The 17,879-nt window shown below is 68.1% G+C and carries 20 protein-coding genes, 1 tRNA gene and 1 pseudogene; 15 read left to right on the top strand and 7 right to left on the bottom strand.

What is annotated here, in order from left to right:
- Nucleotides 1–200 precede the first annotated feature (200 nt).
- Nucleotides 201–347, top strand: a pseudogene (locus tag ABJK40_RS11920) (nuclease); the annotation flags it as partial.
- A 117-nt stretch (nucleotides 348–464) separates the two neighbouring features.
- Here ABJK40_RS11920 and ABJK40_RS11915 read toward each other — a convergent pair.
- Together ABJK40_RS11915 and ABJK40_RS11910 are read right to left on the bottom strand one after the other, a co-directional pair.
- Nucleotides 465–538 (bottom strand) — tRNA-Val (locus ABJK40_RS11915).
- Nucleotides 539–601: 63 nt separating this feature from the next.
- On the bottom strand, nucleotides 602–961 hold the full coding sequence (locus ABJK40_RS11910) for a WhiB family transcriptional regulator (protein WP_348481434.1): 360 nt from the start codon (nucleotides 959–961) through the stop codon (nucleotides 602–604).
- A 122-nt stretch (nucleotides 962–1,083) separates the two neighbouring features.
- On the opposite strand from ABJK40_RS11910, the gene ABJK40_RS11905 reads away from it, so the two are divergent.
- The 5 genes from ABJK40_RS11905 to ABJK40_RS11885 all read left to right on the top strand — a co-directional run bounded on the left by ABJK40_RS11905 (nucleotide 1,084) and on the right by ABJK40_RS11885 (nucleotide 5,147).
- Complete coding sequence (locus ABJK40_RS11905; RefSeq protein ID WP_348481436.1) at nucleotides 1,084–1,797, top strand: hypothetical protein; 714 nt, start codon at nucleotides 1,084–1,086, stop codon at nucleotides 1,795–1,797.
- A gap of 3 nt (nucleotides 1,798–1,800) precedes the next feature.
- Entirely contained in the window at nucleotides 1,801–2,244 is a 444-nt protein-coding gene (locus ABJK40_RS11900; protein WP_348481438.1) for an SRPBCC family protein, read from the top strand.
- Between the two features lie 245 nt (nucleotides 2,245–2,489).
- Complete coding sequence (locus tag ABJK40_RS11895; RefSeq protein ID WP_348481440.1) at nucleotides 2,490–3,851, top strand: peptidoglycan DD-metalloendopeptidase family protein; 1,362 nt, start codon at nucleotides 2,490–2,492, stop codon at nucleotides 3,849–3,851.
- Between the two features lie 19 nt (nucleotides 3,852–3,870).
- A complete protein-coding gene (locus ABJK40_RS11890) occupies nucleotides 3,871–4,812 on the top strand; it encodes a phosphotransferase family protein (protein WP_348481441.1) in 942 nt (313 codons plus the stop codon).
- A complete protein-coding gene (locus ABJK40_RS11885; protein WP_348481443.1) occupies nucleotides 4,809–5,147 on the top strand; it encodes a DUF6285 domain-containing protein in 339 nt (112 codons plus the stop codon). The genes ABJK40_RS11890 and ABJK40_RS11885 overlap by 4 nt, the downstream gene beginning before the upstream one ends.
- A 95-nt stretch (nucleotides 5,148–5,242) precedes the next feature.
- Here ABJK40_RS11885 and rlmN read toward each other — a convergent pair whose 3' ends face one another.
- The 4 genes from rlmN to ABJK40_RS11865 all read right to left on the bottom strand — a co-directional run bounded on the left by rlmN (nucleotide 5,243) and on the right by ABJK40_RS11865 (nucleotide 9,643).
- The gene (rlmN, locus tag ABJK40_RS11880; RefSeq protein WP_348481445.1) at nucleotides 5,243–6,340 is read right to left on the bottom strand and encodes a 23S rRNA (adenine(2503)-C(2))-methyltransferase RlmN; all 1,098 of its coding nucleotides are present in this window, start codon (nucleotides 6,338–6,340) and stop codon (nucleotides 5,243–5,245) included.
- Complete coding sequence (locus ABJK40_RS11875) at nucleotides 6,337–8,187, bottom strand: M3 family oligoendopeptidase (RefSeq protein ID WP_348481447.1); 1,851 nt, start codon at nucleotides 8,185–8,187, stop codon at nucleotides 6,337–6,339. Before ABJK40_RS11875 ends, rlmN begins: the two co-directional genes overlap by 4 nt.
- Entirely contained in the window at nucleotides 8,187–9,182 is a 996-nt protein-coding gene (gene mshD, locus ABJK40_RS11870) for a mycothiol synthase (RefSeq protein ID WP_348481449.1), read from the bottom strand. The genes ABJK40_RS11875 and mshD overlap by 1 nt, the downstream gene beginning before the upstream one ends.
- A gap of 260 nt (nucleotides 9,183–9,442) precedes the next feature.
- Entirely contained in the window at nucleotides 9,443–9,643 is a 201-nt protein-coding gene (locus ABJK40_RS11865) for a hypothetical protein (RefSeq protein WP_348481451.1), read from the bottom strand.
- A 56-nt stretch (nucleotides 9,644–9,699) separates the two neighbouring features.
- Here ABJK40_RS11865 and hisC point away from each other — a divergent pair, with 56 nt between their 5' ends.
- From hisC to ABJK40_RS11830, 7 genes are all read left to right on the top strand, one after another.
- A complete protein-coding gene (hisC, locus tag ABJK40_RS11860) occupies nucleotides 9,700–10,758 on the top strand; it encodes a histidinol-phosphate transaminase (RefSeq protein WP_348481453.1) in 1,059 nt (352 codons plus the stop codon).
- A 7-nt stretch (nucleotides 10,759–10,765) separates the two neighbouring features.
- Nucleotides 10,766–11,365, top strand: coding sequence for an imidazoleglycerol-phosphate dehydratase HisB (gene hisB / locus ABJK40_RS11855; protein WP_348481455.1), 600 nt, complete (start codon nucleotides 10,766–10,768; stop codon nucleotides 11,363–11,365).
- Between the two features lie 25 nt (nucleotides 11,366–11,390).
- The gene (gene hisH, locus ABJK40_RS11850) at nucleotides 11,391–12,032 is read left to right on the top strand and encodes an imidazole glycerol phosphate synthase subunit HisH (protein ID WP_348481457.1); all 642 of its coding nucleotides are present in this window, start codon (nucleotides 11,391–11,393) and stop codon (nucleotides 12,030–12,032) included.
- The gene (locus ABJK40_RS11845) at nucleotides 12,029–12,745 is read left to right on the top strand and encodes a HisA/HisF-related TIM barrel protein (RefSeq protein WP_348481459.1); all 717 of its coding nucleotides are present in this window, start codon (nucleotides 12,029–12,031) and stop codon (nucleotides 12,743–12,745) included. Before hisH ends, ABJK40_RS11845 begins: the two co-directional genes overlap by 4 nt.
- A 61-nt stretch (nucleotides 12,746–12,806) precedes the next feature.
- Nucleotides 12,807–13,607 carry an imidazole glycerol phosphate synthase subunit HisF gene (gene hisF / locus ABJK40_RS11840; RefSeq protein WP_348481461.1) on the top strand — a complete coding sequence of 267 codons (801 nt, stop codon included), beginning with the start codon at nucleotides 12,807–12,809 and terminating at the stop codon, nucleotides 13,605–13,607.
- Between the two features lie 380 nt (nucleotides 13,608–13,987).
- Nucleotides 13,988–14,704: a crotonase/enoyl-CoA hydratase family protein gene (locus tag ABJK40_RS11835; RefSeq protein WP_348481463.1), complete on the top strand. Its 717-nt coding sequence runs from the start codon at nucleotides 13,988–13,990 to the stop codon at nucleotides 14,702–14,704.
- Nucleotides 14,705–14,800: 96 nt separating this feature from the next.
- Nucleotides 14,801–15,766 (top strand): aldo/keto reductase, encoded by a 966-nt coding sequence (locus ABJK40_RS11830; protein WP_348481491.1) that lies wholly within the window; start codon nucleotides 14,801–14,803, stop codon nucleotides 15,764–15,766.
- A gap of 48 nt (nucleotides 15,767–15,814) precedes the next feature.
- Here ABJK40_RS11830 and ABJK40_RS11825 read toward each other — a convergent pair whose 3' ends face one another.
- A complete protein-coding gene (locus ABJK40_RS11825; protein ID WP_348481464.1) occupies nucleotides 15,815–16,297 on the bottom strand; it encodes a hypothetical protein in 483 nt (160 codons plus the stop codon).
- Between the two features lie 124 nt (nucleotides 16,298–16,421).
- Here ABJK40_RS11825 and ABJK40_RS11820 point away from each other — a divergent pair, with 124 nt between their 5' ends.
- Together ABJK40_RS11820 and ABJK40_RS11815 are read left to right on the top strand one after the other, a co-directional pair.
- Nucleotides 16,422–16,742, top strand: a complete 321-nt coding sequence (locus tag ABJK40_RS11820) for a co-chaperone GroES (RefSeq protein WP_348481466.1) — start codon at nucleotides 16,422–16,424, stop codon at nucleotides 16,740–16,742.
- Nucleotides 16,743–16,861: 119 nt separating this feature from the next.
- Entirely contained in the window at nucleotides 16,862–17,863 is a 1,002-nt protein-coding gene (locus ABJK40_RS11815; protein WP_348481468.1) for a glutathione S-transferase C-terminal domain-containing protein, read from the top strand.
- Nucleotides 17,864–17,879 lie beyond the last annotated feature (16 nt).

The raw sequence follows: 17,879 nt of genomic DNA, 5'->3' as shown, positions 1-17,879 counted from the left end.
GTTCGACCTTCGTCGTCGACGCCTCGGTCGGGGCAGTCGTCGACACACTCGGTGAGCCAGGCAGGGCCGGCCAAACAGCCACCCGCATCGGCAACCAGACCGCGACGCAGCAGCCACCGCCACCGCCCACCGCACCGCAACCACCATCGACTCAGCCGCCCACGACTCAACCACCGACGACCCAGCCGCCGCCCGCGAACTGCGATCGGTCCTATCCGACGGTGTGCCTTCCTCCGCCTCCACCGGACCTCGACTGCGACGACATTCCATTCCGCAGGTTCACCGTGCTCCAGCCCGACCCACATCGATTCGACTCCGACCGGGACGGCGTCGGCTGCGAGAGTTGATCGGTTGCAGCGCCGCCGATCTCCGAGAATCAACAGGTGTCTGTCTCATCGAGTGTGGAGAGGCGCGTCGGCCCTCGACGAAGTGCACCCGCCCGTTGGTTTCCTCTCGGTCACCAGTGGGCGCAAAGGGATTCGAACCCCTGACCTCTGCCGTGTGAAGGCAGCGCTCTAACCAACTGAGCTATGCGCCCGTGACGGCGCTTGCCGGTCGGGACGCCCGAGGATAACGGGTCGAGCGGGCTTCCACGTGGGAATCAGGCGACGAGATGATCGGGAATCGGGACCTCGTCGGCCACGGTCTCGATGCGCTCCGATGGTGGGCGGCCCCGTCGCTGGGGGAATCGTGCCGGCTCGCCGTCGATCAACAGCGTCCCACCCCACACGCCATAGGCCTCGTGGAATGTGATGGCGCGTTCGAGGCAGGTGACCTGGAGAGAACACGTCCGGCAGATCGCCTTGGCCCGGGCGATGTCGAGGTCCTCGTCGGAGAAGAAGAGGTGGGCGAGGGTGCCCCGACCGTCGGAACATCGGGCCCGACCGATCAGCGGGGTGAACGCCGGGGTCTGGTGGTGGACGTGGTCGGTGCAGCTCGTTGTGTGAGGTTCGGTGAGCACGATGTCAACGTACGGATGGCGCGTGAGCCAGGCGTGATTCACGGGCACGCCCCGTTTGCTCGCGGCCCGAACACCGCCATCGTCCCTGCGTGACGGGGGAACGCGAACTACCATCGGTGCCGATGGGCAGGCTGTGCGAGCGACCGGGTTGTTCCGAGAACGCCGCCCTCACCTACGGCATGCGTCCCGAAGATCTCGTCTTCTGGATCGACCTGCTCCGCGAGGGCGTGGCGGCCGAGGTCGGGGTCCTCTGCCTGCGTCACGGCGACACGATGACCGTGCCTCGTGGATGGACCCTCGACGATCTCCGCGATCCCGATCTGCACCTCTTCCGCCCGCCACCTCGACCCGACGGTCCGGCCACTCGACGCAACCGGCCGCGCCGCCGCACCAACGACGACACCGGCCAGTTGGCACTCGGAGGCCTCGTCGAGGAGATCGACGAACCCGAGTCCACCGAAGGTGCCGACACCGTCGGTGTGCCCGAACCCGTCGGTGATGCGGGATCGGTGTCCGTTGAGTCGAGCGACCCCGTCGAGCCGTCGGCGGCGGTCTCGCCCCCGACCGAGTCCGCCGTCCCGACCGAGCCCGCTGTTCCGACCGAGTCCGCCGTCCCGACCGAGGTCGCCGTCCCGACCGAGCTCGACCCGGTGAGCGAACCCGCGGAGGGGATCGATGTGGCGGAGGTACCGCCCGATGCCGCCGGCGGCGAGGAGCGCGAACTGCCCGTGGAATTGAACTGGAAGCCGGCGTTCGACGACGGCGACGACCTCGACGGGCTGCTCGCCGCCAGCAGCCCGCTGTTGTCCCGCGCCTTCCGCGGCGGGCGGGGTTGAGCGGTGGAGATCGTCCGCAGCCTCACGGCTGACGTGGAACCGCACGACCTGTTCGTCCACGTCGAAGACATCGCCGACTACCGGGCATGGATGCCGCTGGTCCACGACGTCGAGCGCCTCCCGGACGATCCGACGAGCGACTCACCGGCGTGGCTGGTGGAACTGCGTGCACAGGTCGGTCCGTTCGCCCGGTCCAAACGGCTCCGCATGGAGCGAACCGAACTGGTGCAGGACCGGGTCGCGGTGTTCGAGCGACGCGAGGCCGACGGCCGCCAGCACTCGGAGTGGATCCTGCGTGCCGACCTCGCCGTCGAAGAATCCGGCAGGACCGTGTTGACGATGACCATGTCCTACGACGGGTCGCTGTGGGCCGGACCGATCCTGGAGCGTGTACTCGACGACCAGGTCCGTCGCGGCAGCGACCGACTCCTCGAACTCGTCACCTGACCACCGTCTCGGTGGTCAGCGTCCCCAGGCGGAGAACCGTCCGTCGTCTCGGGGTTCGTCCGGTGGCCTCGATGCGCAACGACACCCCACGCAGATTCTCGGCGCGTCACGGCGCAGGACGATGTCGCTGATTTCCTGCGCCGGGATCGGGTGTGTCATGGGACCCTCAAGCGTGGCGCGAACGTGCCGAGAAACAGTCGATGGTTGACCGTCACCAAACTGCAACGAGAGCTAGGTTCTCCCCGATGCGCATCGTTGGGAACCAGGGCCCCCGCATGCGGTTGGTGACGGCGATGCTGCTCGTGATCGCCACGGCGAGCACCGTTCTCCCAGGTTCCGTCGCCGCTCAGGACGAGAGTCCCGCCGACAGGGCCGCCCGTGAGATCCAGGAGGCGCGCGACCAGGCCAACGCCGCTGCCGACGCCTATTTCCAGGCGGAATCCACGCTCGATCAACTCGAGGACGATCTGGCCTCGTTGATCGTGGAGGAAGGTCGGTTGCAGGAGACGGTCGACGAACTGCGCGCTCAGGTCGAAGTCGTTGCGCTCGGTCGCTACATCGCCAGTGGCACCGAGGGGATCCCGCTCCTGACCGACGTGTCGGAGCCTCAGGACCAGATCCAGGCCGACGTGTTCACCGACGTCCTCACCAACACCGGTGCCGACGCGCTCGACGAGTACGACGCGGCCGAGAAGGCCCTGCTCGAGAAGCAGGACGAGGTGGCCGATCGCCAGGACGAGGTGGAAGCCCAGCGCGAGGAGTTCGCCGATCTCGAGGAGGCAGCGCTCGGCGAGGTCGAGCGACTGCGCGAGATCGAGCAGGAGCGCCTGCAGGACGAAGCGGTGCAACGGGCGCTGGAGGCGCGTCTCGCCGCGGAACGCGCCGAGGTCGAAGAACGGGCGCGCCTCGATGCGGAAGCCGCCGCCCGCGCCCAACCGAACCCCGGCCTCGTCGTGCCGCCGTCGACCGAGGCACCGGCGGAGACCACGACCACCACGATCGACCCGAACGCTCCCGTTCCCACCGACGCCAACGGTGACGCGGTTCCGGTCACCGAGCCCGCACCGCCGCCGTCGACCGATCTGCCCGTCACCGTTCCGCCCGAGACCACCATCCCCGAGAACACCGGTGGCTCGGGTGGCACCAGCGGCGGTCGCACGGGCGGCGGTGGAGGTGGCAACGGCCCCGGCGCGATCGACACCGGCGGTACCTACGTCGATCAGATCGTCTGCCCGATGCCGGGTTCCGCGTACGGAGACACGTGGGGCGCGGCCCGCTCCGGTGGCCGTCGACACGAGGGGGTCGACATGATCGCCCCGCGCGGTCTGCCGATCTACGCGGTGATCGGTGGCGTCGTGACCTTCAAGTCGAACCGGCTCGGTGGCAACGCCGTCTCGCTCGTCGGCGACAACGGCAACCGCTACTACTACGCACACCTCGACAGCTACGTCGGCGGGAGCCGCCGTGTCTTCCAGGGCGAACTCATCGGGTACAACGGCGACACCGGGAACGCGAAGTTCTCCACCCCGCACCTGCACTTCCAGGTGCACCCGGGCGGAGGACAAGCCGTCAACCCGTACCCCACGGTTCGCGCTGCCGGCTGCTGATCTGTCAGGCTCGGCATCGATGCCGAGCGACCTGCAAGCACGCCTGAGCTCCCTGCTCGACGGAGCCGACATCGCCGACCTCACCCGATTGTCGGGTGGAGCGTCCCGCGAGACCTGGCGCTTCCGAGCCGATGGGGTCGATCGGATCGTGCAGTGCCAACGTGCGGGCGACGAGCGGGACATGATGGTCGAGGCCGCCGTCCTCGCCGCCGCCGCAGCTTCCGGGGTGCCCGTTCCCGCACTCCTGTGCGCCGACCCCGGCGACGCCGGTACCGATGGCATCGCCTCGATGATCGTCGAGGCGATCGAGGGTGAGACGATCGCCCGCAAGATCCAACGCGACGACGAGTACGCAGCGGCGCGACCGCTGCTCGCCGGCCAGTTCGGAGCAGCCCTTGCTGCGATCCACCGGATCGATGTGAACGCCGTCCCCGCGCTCGAGCAGCCCGACCCGATCGCGTACTACACCGACGTGCTCGACACGCTCGACAAGCCCTACCCGATGCTCGAACTCGTCCGGCGCTGGCTGATCGACCACACACCACCGAGCGGTGAGCCGTGCGTGGTGCACGGCGACTTCCGCCTCGGGAACATGATCATCGGACCCGACGGTCTGCGCTCCGTGATCGACTGGGAACTCGCCCACCTCGCCGACCCGATGGAGGACCTCGGCTGGCTGTGTGTCAAGGCGTGGCGCTTCGGCCAGGCGCCGCCCGTGGCGGGACTCGGAGAGTACGACGACCTGTTCGCCGCCTACGAAGCTGCCGGTGGCCGGTCGATCGACCCGGACGCCGTGCGATGGTGGGAGGTGCTCGGCACCTGGAAGTGGGCGATCATGTGCATCCTGCAGGCCGACGTCCATCTCTCCGGACGGGCACGGAGCCACGAACTCGCAGCGATCGGCCGCCGGGTCTGTGAGAACGAACACGACCTGTTCCTCGCGCTGGAGGGTCGCTGGTGAGCCTGCACGGTGCCCCCACGTCGGCCGAACTGATCGAGGCCGTTCGCGAATGGATCGAACGCGACGTGCTCACGTCCACCGAAGGGCGGCTCAAGTTCCACTCCCGGGTGGCGATCAACGTGCTCGCCATGGTCGAGCGTGAGTTGGAGATGGGGGAGCGGCAGGAGGCCGACCACGCCGACCGACTGGCCTCGCTGGGACTCGCCGACGACGCCGAGTTCGCTCGTGCCGTCCGCAACGGCGATCTCGACGACCGCCTCGACGACGTCCGAGCCGTGCTCCGTGCCGACATCGACGCCAAGCTCGCCGTCGCCAACCCCAAGTACCTCACCTGACCCAGTTGGTCCTTCTGGTTCTGAACGGATCGGACCAACTCCGTTCCACATCGAAACCCAGTTGGTCCTTCTGGTTCAGAACCAGAAGGACCAACTCAGCGCTTCTTGGAGAGGGTCACCGGCTGGCCGGCGGCGAGTTGACCGCAGGCTGCGTCGATGTCGGTGCCTCGGTTGCGTCGAACCGTGGCGTTGGCCCCCAACTCCTCGAGGCGGTCCCGGAAGGCGTACACCTTCTTCAGCGCGGTGCCCTTCGTCGGATACCCCGGCGTCGGGTTGAGCGGGATCAGGTTGACGTGCGCGCTGGGGCGCAACTTCCAGCACAGCTCGGCGAGTTCCCGAGCGTCGCTGTCGCGATCGTTCACTCCGTCGATCATGGCCCACTCGAAGCTGACCCGCCGGTTCTTCACCTCGAGGTAGTCGGCGCAGGCGTCGAGCAGATCGTCGATCGGATAGCGCTTGTTGATGGGCACCATCTCGTTGCGCAACGCATCGTTCGCGGCGTGCAGCGACACCGCCAGGTTCACCGGCAACGGCAGGTCTTTGAGCGCACGGATTCCCGGGACGACGCCGACCGTGGAGATCGTGATGTGACGCGCCGACAGGCCGATGTCGCCGTGGATCCGCTCCGTCGCACCCCAGACCCTGTCCAGGTTCGCCATCGGTTCGCCCATCCCCATGAACACGATGTTGCTGACCCGTCGACCCGACGCCTTGGCAGTCTGAGACGCTCGCACGACCTGTTCGACGATCTCGCCGGTCGTGAGGTGACGGGTGAACCCGGCCTGCCCGGTGGCGCAGAATCCGCAGCCCATCGCACAGCCCGCCTGGCTGCTCACACACACCGTCGCCCGGTCCGGGTAGAGCATCAGCACCGTCTCGATCCGGCTCCTCTCGCCGCCGCTGCGGCCACCGATCTCCCACAGGAACTTGACCGTGTCGCCCGCATCGGACACCGATTCGGTCACGAGTTCGAGTGCCAGGGGCAACTCGTCGTCCAGACGCTGGCGCAGCTTCTTGGGAAGATTGGTGATGTCGGCGGGGTCGGCGAGTTGCTCGTAGAGCCCCGACCACACCTGGTCGAGGCGATAGCGCGGTTCGCCGTCGAGCAGCGCTCCGAACTCCGCACGCGTCAGGTCGTAACGCGTCGGCCCCGACGCGCTCTCCACTGGTGTCACATCGACGGTGTCCGTCATCGGAACCGATCGGCGAGCGTCTCGTACTGGTCGATGCGGTCGCGGATCACGTCGAGCGATGCGGTCCAGAACGCCTCGTCGGTCACGTCCAGGTCGAATGCGGCTCCGAGTTGCTCGGCGGAGTCCATGCCCGCCCGTGACAGCAGCGTGTCGTAGCCGCTGCGGAAGTGCTCGGGATCCTCGCGGTAGCGGGCGAACAAGCCCAGGCCGAACAGTAGGCCGTACGTGTAGGGCCAGTTGTAGAAGTGCGAGCCGTAGTAGTGCGGCTTGAGCAGCCACATGTAGGGATGTGCCGTGGACTGGTCGAGCCCGGTGCCGTAGGCGTCGGCCTGGGCCTCGGTCATCATCTCGCACAGTTCCGACGCCGAGAGCGTGCGCCGCTGACGGCGGGCGAAGACCTCGGTCTCGAACGTGAAGCGCGACCGGATGTCGACCACGACCTGGTTCGAGCCCTGCAGGTCGACGTCGAGCAGCGCCAGGCGCTCGGTATCGTGCTCCGGCCCGCTCAGGCGCTCGAGGCCCGCCTCGACGACCAGCGTCTCGCAGAAGATCGACGCCGTCTCGGCGAGCGCCATCGGCAACCGCTTCTGCAGCGCCGTGCGCTGAGCGAGCGTGGTGTTGTGGTAGGCGTGACCCAGCTCGTGGGCCGTGGTCTGCGTCGACTCCGCGGAGCCCGACCAGTTGAGCAGCACGAGCGAGCGGTCGTCCTTGAACGACATGCAGAACGCCCCACCGGTCTTGCCGTCACGCGGCTCGGCGTCGATCCACTGCTCGTTCACCGCTCGGTCGACGAGCCCACCGAGGTTCGCGCTGAACGCCCCGAAGGCGCCGCGCACGACGTCGAGTCCCTCGTCCCACGTGACACCTCCCGACGACACGGGTGCCGGGGCGACGAGGTCCCACCAGGGGAGCACTCCTCCGCCGTCGACGTCGTGTCCGTGGAGCCGGGCCTTGGCCTGCATCCAGCGACGGAAGTCGGGCAGCGACGCCGACACCGCGGACTGCATCGCATCGAACGTGGCTCGACTGACGCTGTTGGCGAACAGTGACGCATCGAGCGGCGATGTCCAGTTGCGGCGTCGGTTGACGACGTTCGCCTCGCCCTTGATCGCGTTCATCGCGGCCGCAACGGGCACCTCGATCGTCGGCCAGGCCACCAGTTCGGCGTCGTACGCGCCCCGCCGCACGGCTGCGTCGGGGTCCGTCGCCATGCCACGCACGGCATTGATCGGAAGGCGCTGTGAGCCGTCGGGAAGGTCGACGTCGGCGGACAGCTGCGAGGTGATCTCGCGCTGCAGGCGCCCCCAGGCACCCGAGCCGGTGTTCGACAACTCGGCGAAGAGATGCTCTTCGCTCTCCGACATCTGATGCGTGGCACGCTCGTGGAGCCGTTGCAGTGGACCGAGGTGCTCCGCCGCCTCGGAGCTGACCGCGGCCAGTTCGTCCAGGTCGAACGAGGCGACCCAGTCGGCGAGCCGGGACAGCAGCGGACTGAGCTTCGACTCCACCGGCTCCAGTTCACTCATCGCGGCCTGGGCGGCGGCGTTGCGCGAATCGGTCGACACCGAGGAGTAGACGTAGGCGCCGAGCAGGTCGAGTTCGGCCGACACCCGGTTGAACCCGGCGATCACCGCATCGGCGGCGGCACCGTCGGCTGAGGTGGCGGAGCGCTGCTCGGTCCGGTCGTCGCCGTGGCGACTCGCCCCGCGGATCGCGTGTTCGTCGAACAGTGCGATCAGCCGGTCGACCTCGGCACCCGCCTGCTCCTGGGCGTCGAGGAACGATCGGGCGTCGAGGCTTTCGTGGACGTCCGAGACGCTCCAGCGGGGCAGGTCGATGTCGGTCATCAGGTGTCTCCTCGTTCGGTTGCGGTTGCTGCTGCGGTTGTCGACGCTGCTGCCGTCAGGCCGGGGCGTGGCGCGACGTCGGCGGTGAAGGCGGCGTTGGTGGCGGCGACCTCGAAGCCGAGCTTGCGGTACATCGCCACGGCCCCCTCGTTGGCGGCGTCGACGTAGAGCAACGCCGACGTGATGCCGCTCGCAGCGAGGTGGTCGAGTCCGGCGAGCGTGAGTTCCGAGCCGAGTCCGAGACCATGGAAGTCGGGATCCACGGCGATCACGTAGATCTCGCCGTCGTCGCCCTCGCGGGACGGATCGGAGGCGCTGTGTCCGGCACGGTGCACCTTGGTCCAACAGAAGCCGGCGAGGCGACCGTCGCGCTCGTACATGTGAAAGCCGGCGGGGTCGAACCAGTCCTCGTGCTGGCGTTGCCCGAACGTCTCGGCGGTCCAACCGCCCTGTTCGTCGTGGTCGGCGAACGCCCGATTGTTCACGTGCAGCCACGCCTCGTCGTCGGCACCCGCCACGAAGGCCCTGGTCGTGATCGTGGCGTGACGTTCCGAGGGCAGAGTCCGGCGCATCTGGTAGAGCGTCCTGGTCTGTTCCATCGCCGCCGATCGAGCCAGTTCGCTGTGCGCTGAGGTGGGTTCGAACACCCACCAGTTCACCAGTCCACCGCCCTCGCCGCGGACCACGTCGAGTGCGGCATCCATCAGTTCGGGACCGATCGTGGCCATCTCGTAGCGGTGGTGCGGGTGCACGACGAGTTCGAAGGCATGGCTCGCGTTGCCCTTGGAGACCTGTGCGTAGGCGACGGGATGGTCGTGGCCGGGTTCGAAGGCGAGCAGACCGGCGAACCCGTCGAGCCCGCCGCTCACCAGGTCGAGGTAGAGGTGGTCGGACAGGGGTCTGCGCCCGTCCGCCCGTGCCGCCGCGTCGAGGAGATGGGTCACCTGGGCGATGTCGTCGTCGCCCATGTCGCGCTTGATCTCGAGGCTGCGCACATCGTCACGGTATCGCCCACGACCGATCGCGGGCGCCCTTCGACGTGCGCTGCGCTGCGACTCCCGCAGCTTGTCGACGGTCGCCGATCGAGCACGAAATATGTCGCACTGCGTGACGAAGTACGACATTGCGTGGTCGAGCTCGAGCCACTAACCTCCCCGCACCAGGTTCCCGCCAACCTGGTGATGCGCGACTGTTGGGATCCGCCGCCCGACATCGCGCCGTGCAACGGCCCTCCTCCGGGAGGGTCGTTGCCGCGTCAGGCCAGCTTCACGGCCCGCAGGATGCCCCGCTCGGCCACACGGATCTGGCGCTCGGCTTCGTGGATCGCCCCGACCAGATCGTCTCGGTCCGTCCCCATGTGGGCCTCGGCGAGAGCGGTGATCCGGGCGCGGTACTCGCCGATGTTGTCGGCGATCGTGGCGAGTTCGGCTGCGGTGGACTCCGTCGAGGCGGCCATGGGGCGACGGTAACGCCCCGCGGGTCCGGCACACCCCATCGCTAGCATCGTCCGTCGTGATCCCCGTCCGCGACGACCTCCGAGCGCTCGACGGGTACCACTCCGCCCAGGTCGACGTCGAGGTGCGGTTGAACACCAACGAATCGCCGTTCCCGCCTCCCGCCGGGTTCGCCGACGCCGTCGCGTCCGAGATCAGCCGGATCGACTGGAACCGGTACCCCGATCGTGCCGCACTGGCCCTGCGGACCGACATCGCCGACATGCACGGCGTCGACCCGGCACAGGTCTTCGTCGCCAACGGATCCAACGAAGTGCTCCAGACCGTCCTGCTCGCCTACGCCGGCCCGGGTCGGACCGTCGCGACGTTCGAGCCGACCTACCAGATGCACGCTCAGATCGCCCGCGTCACCGGTGCCACCGTGGTCGAAGGCGAACGTGGACTCGACTTCACACTCGACCCCGCCGAGGTCGACCGAGTCCTCACCGTTCACCGGCCGCACGTCGTGTTCCTCACCTCGCCGAACAACCCCACCGGTCTGGTCGAGCCACGCGAGCGCGTCGAGCAACTCCTCGCATCGGCGCCGGGTCTGGTCGTCGTCGACGAGGCCTACGCGCAGTTCTCCGACTGGTCGGCGCTCGACATGGTCGACGAGTCGCGTCCCCTCGTCGTCACGCGCACCTTCTCCAAGACGTGGTCGATGGCCGGAGCCCGCCTCGGATACCTGGTCGGGCCGACCTGGCTCGTCGCGGAACTGGACAAGGTGGTGCTGCCGTACCACCTCGACGCGGTCAAGCAGTTGTCCGGCCGGATCGCCCTGCGCTTCGCCGACGACATGAACGAACGGGTCGCGTTGCTCGTCTCCGAGCGCGATCGCATCAGCGCCGGTCTCCGTGCGCTGCCGATCGACGTGTTCGACTCCGGGGCCAACTTCGTGCTGTTCCGTCCGACCGATGTCGCAGGAGGCACGGTCTGGCAACAGCTCGTCGATCGCAGCATCCTCGTGCGCGACTGCTCCGGCTGGCCGCGACTCGAGAACTGCCTTCGAGTCACCATCGGGACGCCCGACGAGAACGACCGATTCCTCACCGCCATCGCCGACATCCTGAAAGCCTGACGTTCCCATGACCCGGACCCGCACCGCATCCCGATCGCGCACGACCAAGGAGACCTCGATCGAGATCTCGATCGACCTCGACGGGAGCGGTACGACCGACATCTCGACCGGGATCCCGTTCTACGACCACATGCTCGATCAGATCGGACGCCACGGTGGCTTCGACCTCACCGTCAAGGCCGAGGGCGACCTCCACATCGACACCCACCACACCGTCGAGGACGTCGCCATCACCCTCGGCGAGGTGTTCGCCGAGGCTCTGGGCGACAAGGCCGGCGTGCGCCGCTTCGCGAGCGGTCGGTACCCGCTCGACGAGGCCCTGATCGACGTCGCACTCGACCTGTCGGGCCGACCTCACGTCGAGTGGCACGTGGAGATGCCCGAGTCGCTCGCACTGGGGTCGCCGGCATTCGACCCGCAGCTGGCCGAACACGTCGTGACCTCGTTCGCCACGGCTGCGGGGATCACGCTGCACGTCGAGATGGTTCGTGGTCGCAACACCCACCACGTGATCGAGGCGACCTTCAAGGGTCTGGCCCGGGCACTGCGCGACGCCGTGCGGGTCGAGGATTCGGCGGGTGTGCCGTCGACCAAGGGCGTGTTGTGAGGGACCGACGCGCGAGGGGCCGGCGATGACTCGACCGGTCATCGCGGTCATCGACTACGGAATCGGCAACCTCCACTCGGCACAGAAGTCCCTCGAGGTGTGCGGTGCCGATGCGCGACTGACCGCCGACCCCGACGTGATCGCCTCCGCCGACGGTGTGGTCCTTCCCGGCGTGGGAGCGTTCGGAGCGTGCATGGACGCACTGCGGTCGACGGGCGTCGAACAGCCGACGCTCGATGCCGTCGGGTCCGGGCGCCCGTTCCTCGGCATCTGCGTCGGGATGCAGATGTTGTTCACGTCGTCGGAGGAGAACGCCGAGTCACGCGGACTCGACGTGATCCCCGGCGTCGTCCGGTGGATCCCACGAACCGCCGGCATCAAGATCCCCCAGATGCAGTGGAACCGGCTCGATCTCGTCGCCGACGACGACGGCGCGATCGACCCGATGCTGGTGGGTCTGGGTGACGAGCCGTGGCTGTACTTCGTGCACTCGTTGCACGGCGTGCCCGACGACGCCTCGATGGTCGCGGCCACGGTCGACTACGGGATCACGGTCAACGCCGCCTTCCGGCGTGGCAACGTGTTCGCTGCCCAGTTCCACCCCGAGAAGTCGAGCAAGCCGGGTCTCGCACTGCTCACGAACTTCGTCCGGGAGTGTGCGGCATGACACCCGAGCTGTACCCGGCGATCGACCTGCGTGGAGGCCGGGTGGTGCGCCTCCGCCAGGGTGACTACGCCGACGAGACGGTGTACGGCGACGACCCGGTCGCCGTCGCGGTGGGATTCGCCGCGGCCGGGAGCACCTGGATTCACATCGTCGACCTCGACGCTGCGAAGTCCGGTGACCCCGTCAACCGGCCGATCATCCAGGCCGTCGCTGCGTCCGTTGCCGGTCGCGCCCACGTGCAGACCGGGGGAGGGGTCCGGACCGTCGACGACGCACGACAACTCGCCGAGGCCGGAGTGGCCAGGGTCGTGATGGGGTCGGCCGCCGTCGCCGACCCGTCCTCGGTCGCCGCCGCCTCCGACGTGGTGAGGGTGGCGGTGGGCCTCGACCACCGTGACGGCGAGATCGCCGTGCACGGGTGGACCCGAGGCAGCGGCCTGCGTCTCGACGACGCGTACGGGCTCTTCCCGACCGCCGACGTCTTCGTGATCACCGACATCGGACGCGACGGCATGCTCGAAGGGCCCGACGTCGACGGTCTGACCCGTTCGGCCGAGGTCGCCGGACATCCCGTGATCGCCAGCGGCGGCGTGTCGTCGCTGGCCGACATCGCACGGCTCGCCGAGATCCCCGGACTCGGCGGGGTGATCACCGGCAAGGCGCTCTACGAAGGTCGTTTCACCGTCGCAGAGGCACTCGAGGTGCTGCGATGAGCGTCGTCGGCTCCGGTCGCGCGGTTTCTCCCTCGACGTCACTCGTGCCGGGGTGCCGGCCGTGAGGGTCGCCCGTGTCATCCCGTGTCTCGACGTGACCGAGGGTCGAGTCGTCAAGGGCACCAACTTCGTCGATCTGCGCGATGCCGGCGACCCCGTCGAACTCGCTGCCCGATACGACCTCGAAGGTGCCGACGAGTTGGTGTTCCTCGACATCACCGCATCGAGCGACAACCGGGAGACCACGATCGACATGGTCCGCTCGGTCGCCGAGCAGGTGTACATCCCGTTCACGGTCGGCGGTGGCATCCGCACGCTGGAGGACGCCCGCACGATGTTGCAGGCCGGTGCGGACAAGGTCAGCGTCAACACCGCCGCCGTCCAGCGCCCCGAGCTGATCGCCGAGATCGCCGCGGTCTTCGGGAGCCAGTGCGTCGTGTGCGCGATCGACGCTCGTCGACGGCGTCCGGACGGCGAGGTCGGCGGCCCGGCGCCGGAGTTCCCGGCCGAGGGGTGGGAGGTCTACCTGCACGGTGGGCGCACGCCGACCGGGATCGATGCGGTCGAGTGGGCCGGACGAGCGGTCGAACTCGGAGCCGGCGAGATCCTGCTCACGTCGATGGATCGAGACGGGACGCGCGAAGGCTTCGACCACGAGTTGACTCGCGCCGTCGCCGACGCCGTGTCGGTTCCCGTCATCGCGAGCGGCGGGGTGGGCACGCTCGGCCACCTGGTCGACGGAATCCTCGAGGGGGGTGCCGACGCCGTGCTGGCCGCTTCGATCTTCCACTTCCGCGAGCACACGGTCGCCGAGGCGAAGCAGGTGATGTCCGAGGCGGGCATCATCGTCCGCCCGGCCTGACGGGTCGCCGAATCGTCTCGCACCAAGGCTGGGCGTGCGTTCCGAATCGTCTCGGGTCTCGAGATGGCGCCCGTTCCGAATCGTCTCGGGTCTCGGGATGGCGTGCGTTCCGAATCGTCGCACCGTGCGTGACAGTGCCCGTGAGCTCGTGCTTCGTGCGCGATCCGGTCCGGCGGGACGGAACGGATCGCTCGTGTTCGGACGCGGCGTGACGGTTCGGAACGCACGGACTGCGTGCTGGTGAGACGATTCGCCGACGTGATCGGAATGACCCGGTGAGACGATTCATCGACGTGGCCGAGGTGATCGGGTGAGACGATTCGCCGACGTCCGCTCGCGCCCATTGCGAGGCGGGGTCCCCGTCGCAATACGGTCGGGGAATGACCACCGATCAAGTCTCGACCGAACGACGCGACGGCGGGGTGCTCGTCTGCCACATCGACGACGGCAAGGCCAACGCCTTGTCGATGGACATCATCGCGGCGGTGAGCGCGGCCGTCGACGAGGCCGAGCAGGACGCCGAGGTGACCTCGATGGTCCTGCACGGCCGCGAGGGCAAGTTCTCCGCCGGTTTCGACCTCACGGTCATGCGATCGGGCGACCTCGCGGCGATGTCCGAACTCGTCGCGAGCGGAGGCGAACTCGTCGCTCGTCTCTACGGCGCGGACATCCCCGTCGTCGCGGCGTCGACCGGTCATGCGCTCGCCGCCGGAGCGCTCCTCCTGCTCGGTTGCGACGTGCGCATCGGTGCCGACGTCGACTGCAAGATCGGGCTCAACGAGGTGGCGATCGGCATGGTGCTGCCCGACTGGGCGTTCACGATCGCCCGCGCCCGCCTGAGCAACCGCCACCTCCAACGCTCCGTCGCGAACGCACGGGTCACGGGAGCGTCCGAGGCAACCGACATCGGGTACCTCGACGAAGTGGTCCCGGTCGCCGACGTTCTCGACGTCGCCGTGGCGCGGGCTGCTGAACTGGCGGCGCTCGATCCGAAGGCGTACCGCGGAACGGTCCGCGCACTGCGCGGCGACACACTCGATGCGATGCACGCACAGGTCGCCGCCGATCGAGCCTCCGGCGCGATCCCGACGGCGTGACCCCTCGGGACGCCCGCCGCCGTTCGCTCGGACCGTTTGCCGACGCAACCAACGGGTAGGTTCGCCGCCATGGCACAACCTGCAGTCAACGACAAGATGGAATACCGGCGCCTCGGCAACTCGGGCCTCAAGGTGAGTGTGTTGAGCCTCGGGAGTTGGGTCACCTTCGACACGCAGGTCGACAACGACATGGCGATCGAGTGCATCGCCGCCGCCGGCGACGCGGGTTGCAACTTCTTCGACAACGCCGAGGCGTACGCCGCCGGCAAGTCGGAGGAGATCATGGGCAACGCCTTTCGCGAGTTGGCCTGGCCGCGCTGGTCGTACGTGCTCACCACCAAGATCTTCTGGGGCATCCACGGCAACACGCCCAACATGAGCAACACGCTCAACCGTAAGTACCTGATGCAGGCCATCGACGGTTCGCTCGAGCGGTTCCAGGACGACTTCGTCGACGTGCTGTACTGCCACCGCTGCGACCCGGAGACCCCGATGGAGGAGATCGTCCACGCGATGAGCGAGATCATCTCGCACAAGAAGGCGCACTACTGGGGCACCAGCGAGTGGACGGCGGACGAGGTGCGTTCGGCGATCGACATCGCCGACAGGTACGGCCTGCACAAGCCCGTCACCGAGCAGAGCCAGTACAACCTGCTCGAACGCCGCAAGGTCGAGAAGGAGTTCGCACGGATCACCGCCGACTTCGGGTACGGCAACACGATCTGGAGCCCGCTCGCCTCCGGTCTGCTCACCGGCAAGTACAAGGACGGCATCCCCGAGGACTCGCGTGGCGCACTGTCCGGCTACGAGTGGCTCCAGGGTCGACTGTCCGACGACGAGGTGATCGCCCGGGTCGAGAAGCTCCGTCCGATCTCGGAACGTCTCGACTGCTCGATGGCGCAACTCTCCCTCGCGTGGGCGACCAAGCACGAGATGGTCTCCTCGGTCATCACGGGAGCGTCCAAGGTCGAGCAGGTCGTGCAGAACTTCGAGGCGCTCGACGTGATCCCGCTCCTCACCGACGAAGTGATGGACGAGATCGACGCTGCGATCGCCAAGTGACCGGCCGCAGCGCTCCCGCACCGGTTCGCCGGACGGACGTCGGCGCGGTCAGGGACGTGCCGTCGGCGACCAGTCCGTGACCGACACCGCGACGCCGTTCCGTCGGAGTTCGCCGACGGCCTGATTCAGACCGTCGACGCAACGGTGCTTCGCCGCGCTGTGTTCGACTCCCAGCACGACCGTCAGCGCAACGGTGGTCGCGGGTGGTGTGTCCGCTCGGCGGACATCTGCCGTCACGATGGTTCGTCCCCACGTCTGGAGTGTCACCACGTCCAGCCAGGGGACGAACGTGGCCCGGAAGCCGTCCGCGGTGTGACGCACCTTGAAGCCGGCACGATGGAGGCCCGCACCGACCGCTGCCACGACGTCGGCGGCCGGCGCCCCGCACGTGATCTCGGCGGCGGGACGTGCGATCGTCGCCGGCCACGGTGGTACGACGGTGCCCGACTCGGTGCGATCGGTCGAGCGCGAGTAGCGGGTGGACGGCATCAGGTCCTTCCACCGCAGGTATCTGCCGATGCGCCCCGTCACGATCGACGGCCCCCGGCGGTACTCGACGCTCGTGCGGACGGATGCGGAGGGTGGAGGACCACGACACACACCGTACGCATCGGCCGTGGCGACGGAGGATCGCGCCGTTGATACCCTGCCGCGCATGTCCGGGCTCGACGACAAGTTGCCGATCAAGATGCTCAACGACCGCGTGCTGGTCGAGGCCGACGAGGGTGAACGCAAGTCGTCGGGCGGGATCCTGATCCCGGCGACCGCCGAGTTGGCCAAGCGCCTCGTGTGGGCGACCGTCGTCGCCCAGGGCCAGAACGTCCGATCGTGCGAAGTCGGCGACAAGGTCCTGTTCAGCCCCGACGACCGCTACGAGGTCGAGGTCCAGGGCAACGACTACATCATGCTGCGTGAACGCGAACTTCACGCGGTCGCCGCCGCCCGGGTCGAGGGATCCACCGGCCTCTACCTCTGACGTCGCGAGGTCTCGTCGCCCGCCGCTGATCGTCCGGATCCCGAACTCTCGCACCGCGCTCTCCCGAGTCGTTCGAGAAGTTGCGTTCACAATCACTCCGGTCTGGGCACGCCCGCACCATGGCCACTTCAGACGGAGCATTCGAGCGCGACACCGACTACATCACCGACCGGATCCTGGACGATCCGTCCGCCGCGTGGCCGGTCGAAGCCGGGCGGTACCGGCTCGCAGCCGCCGCGGCGTGTCCCTGGGCGAACCGGACGACGATCGTCCGGCGACTGCTCGGACTCGAGGACGCGATCTCACTCGCCTTCGCCGGACCCACCCACGATGAACGGAGTTGGCAGTTCGACCTGGACGAGGGCGGCGTCGACCCGGTGCTCGGGATCGAACGCATCCAGGAGGCCTACCTGAAGCGTTTCCCGGACTACTCGAAGGGCATCACCGTTCCGGCGATCGTCGACATCCCGACCGGTGAGGTCGTGACCAACGACTTCCCGCAGATCACGCTCGACTTCTCGACGCAGTGGGTGGCCCACCATCGCGACGGCGCGCCGGACCTGTATCCGGATCGTCTGCGCGACGAGATCGACGAGGTCGCCGAACTGGTCTACCAGGACGTGAACAACGGCGTGTACCGCACCGGGTTCTCCGGCGACCGGGGGGCGTACGAGGAGGCCTACTCGGCTCTGTTCGACCGCCTCGACTGGCTCGAGGAACGACTCTCGACGCAGCGGTTCCTGGTCGGCGAGACGATCACCGAGGCCGACGTCCGCCTGTTCACCACGCTCGTCCGCTTCGACGCGGTCTACCACAACCACTTCAAGTGCAACCGCAACAAGATCAGCGAGATGCCGGCGCTGTGGGGGTACCTGCGTGACCTGTTCCAGACCCCGGGATTCGGCGACACGGTCAACTTCGAGCAGGCCAAGGAGCACTACTACGTGGTTCACACGTCGATCAACCCGACGCAGGTGATCCCGGCCGGCCCCGATCTCCGTGGCCTGGCGACGCCACACGGTCGGGATTCTCTCGGCGGTCGACCGTTCGGCGACGGGACGCCACCTGGCCTGCCCGGCGAGCGCGAGCGCTTCGGATACCTCTCCGACGGGGCTGCCTGACGTTCCGTAGGATGCT

Source organism: Ilumatobacter sp. (assembly GCF_039969435.1).
In the GTDB taxonomy this organism is placed as follows: domain Bacteria; phylum Actinomycetota; class Acidimicrobiia; order Acidimicrobiales; family Ilumatobacteraceae; genus Ilumatobacter_A.
This window is presented reverse-complemented; position numbering and strand designations above follow the sequence as displayed.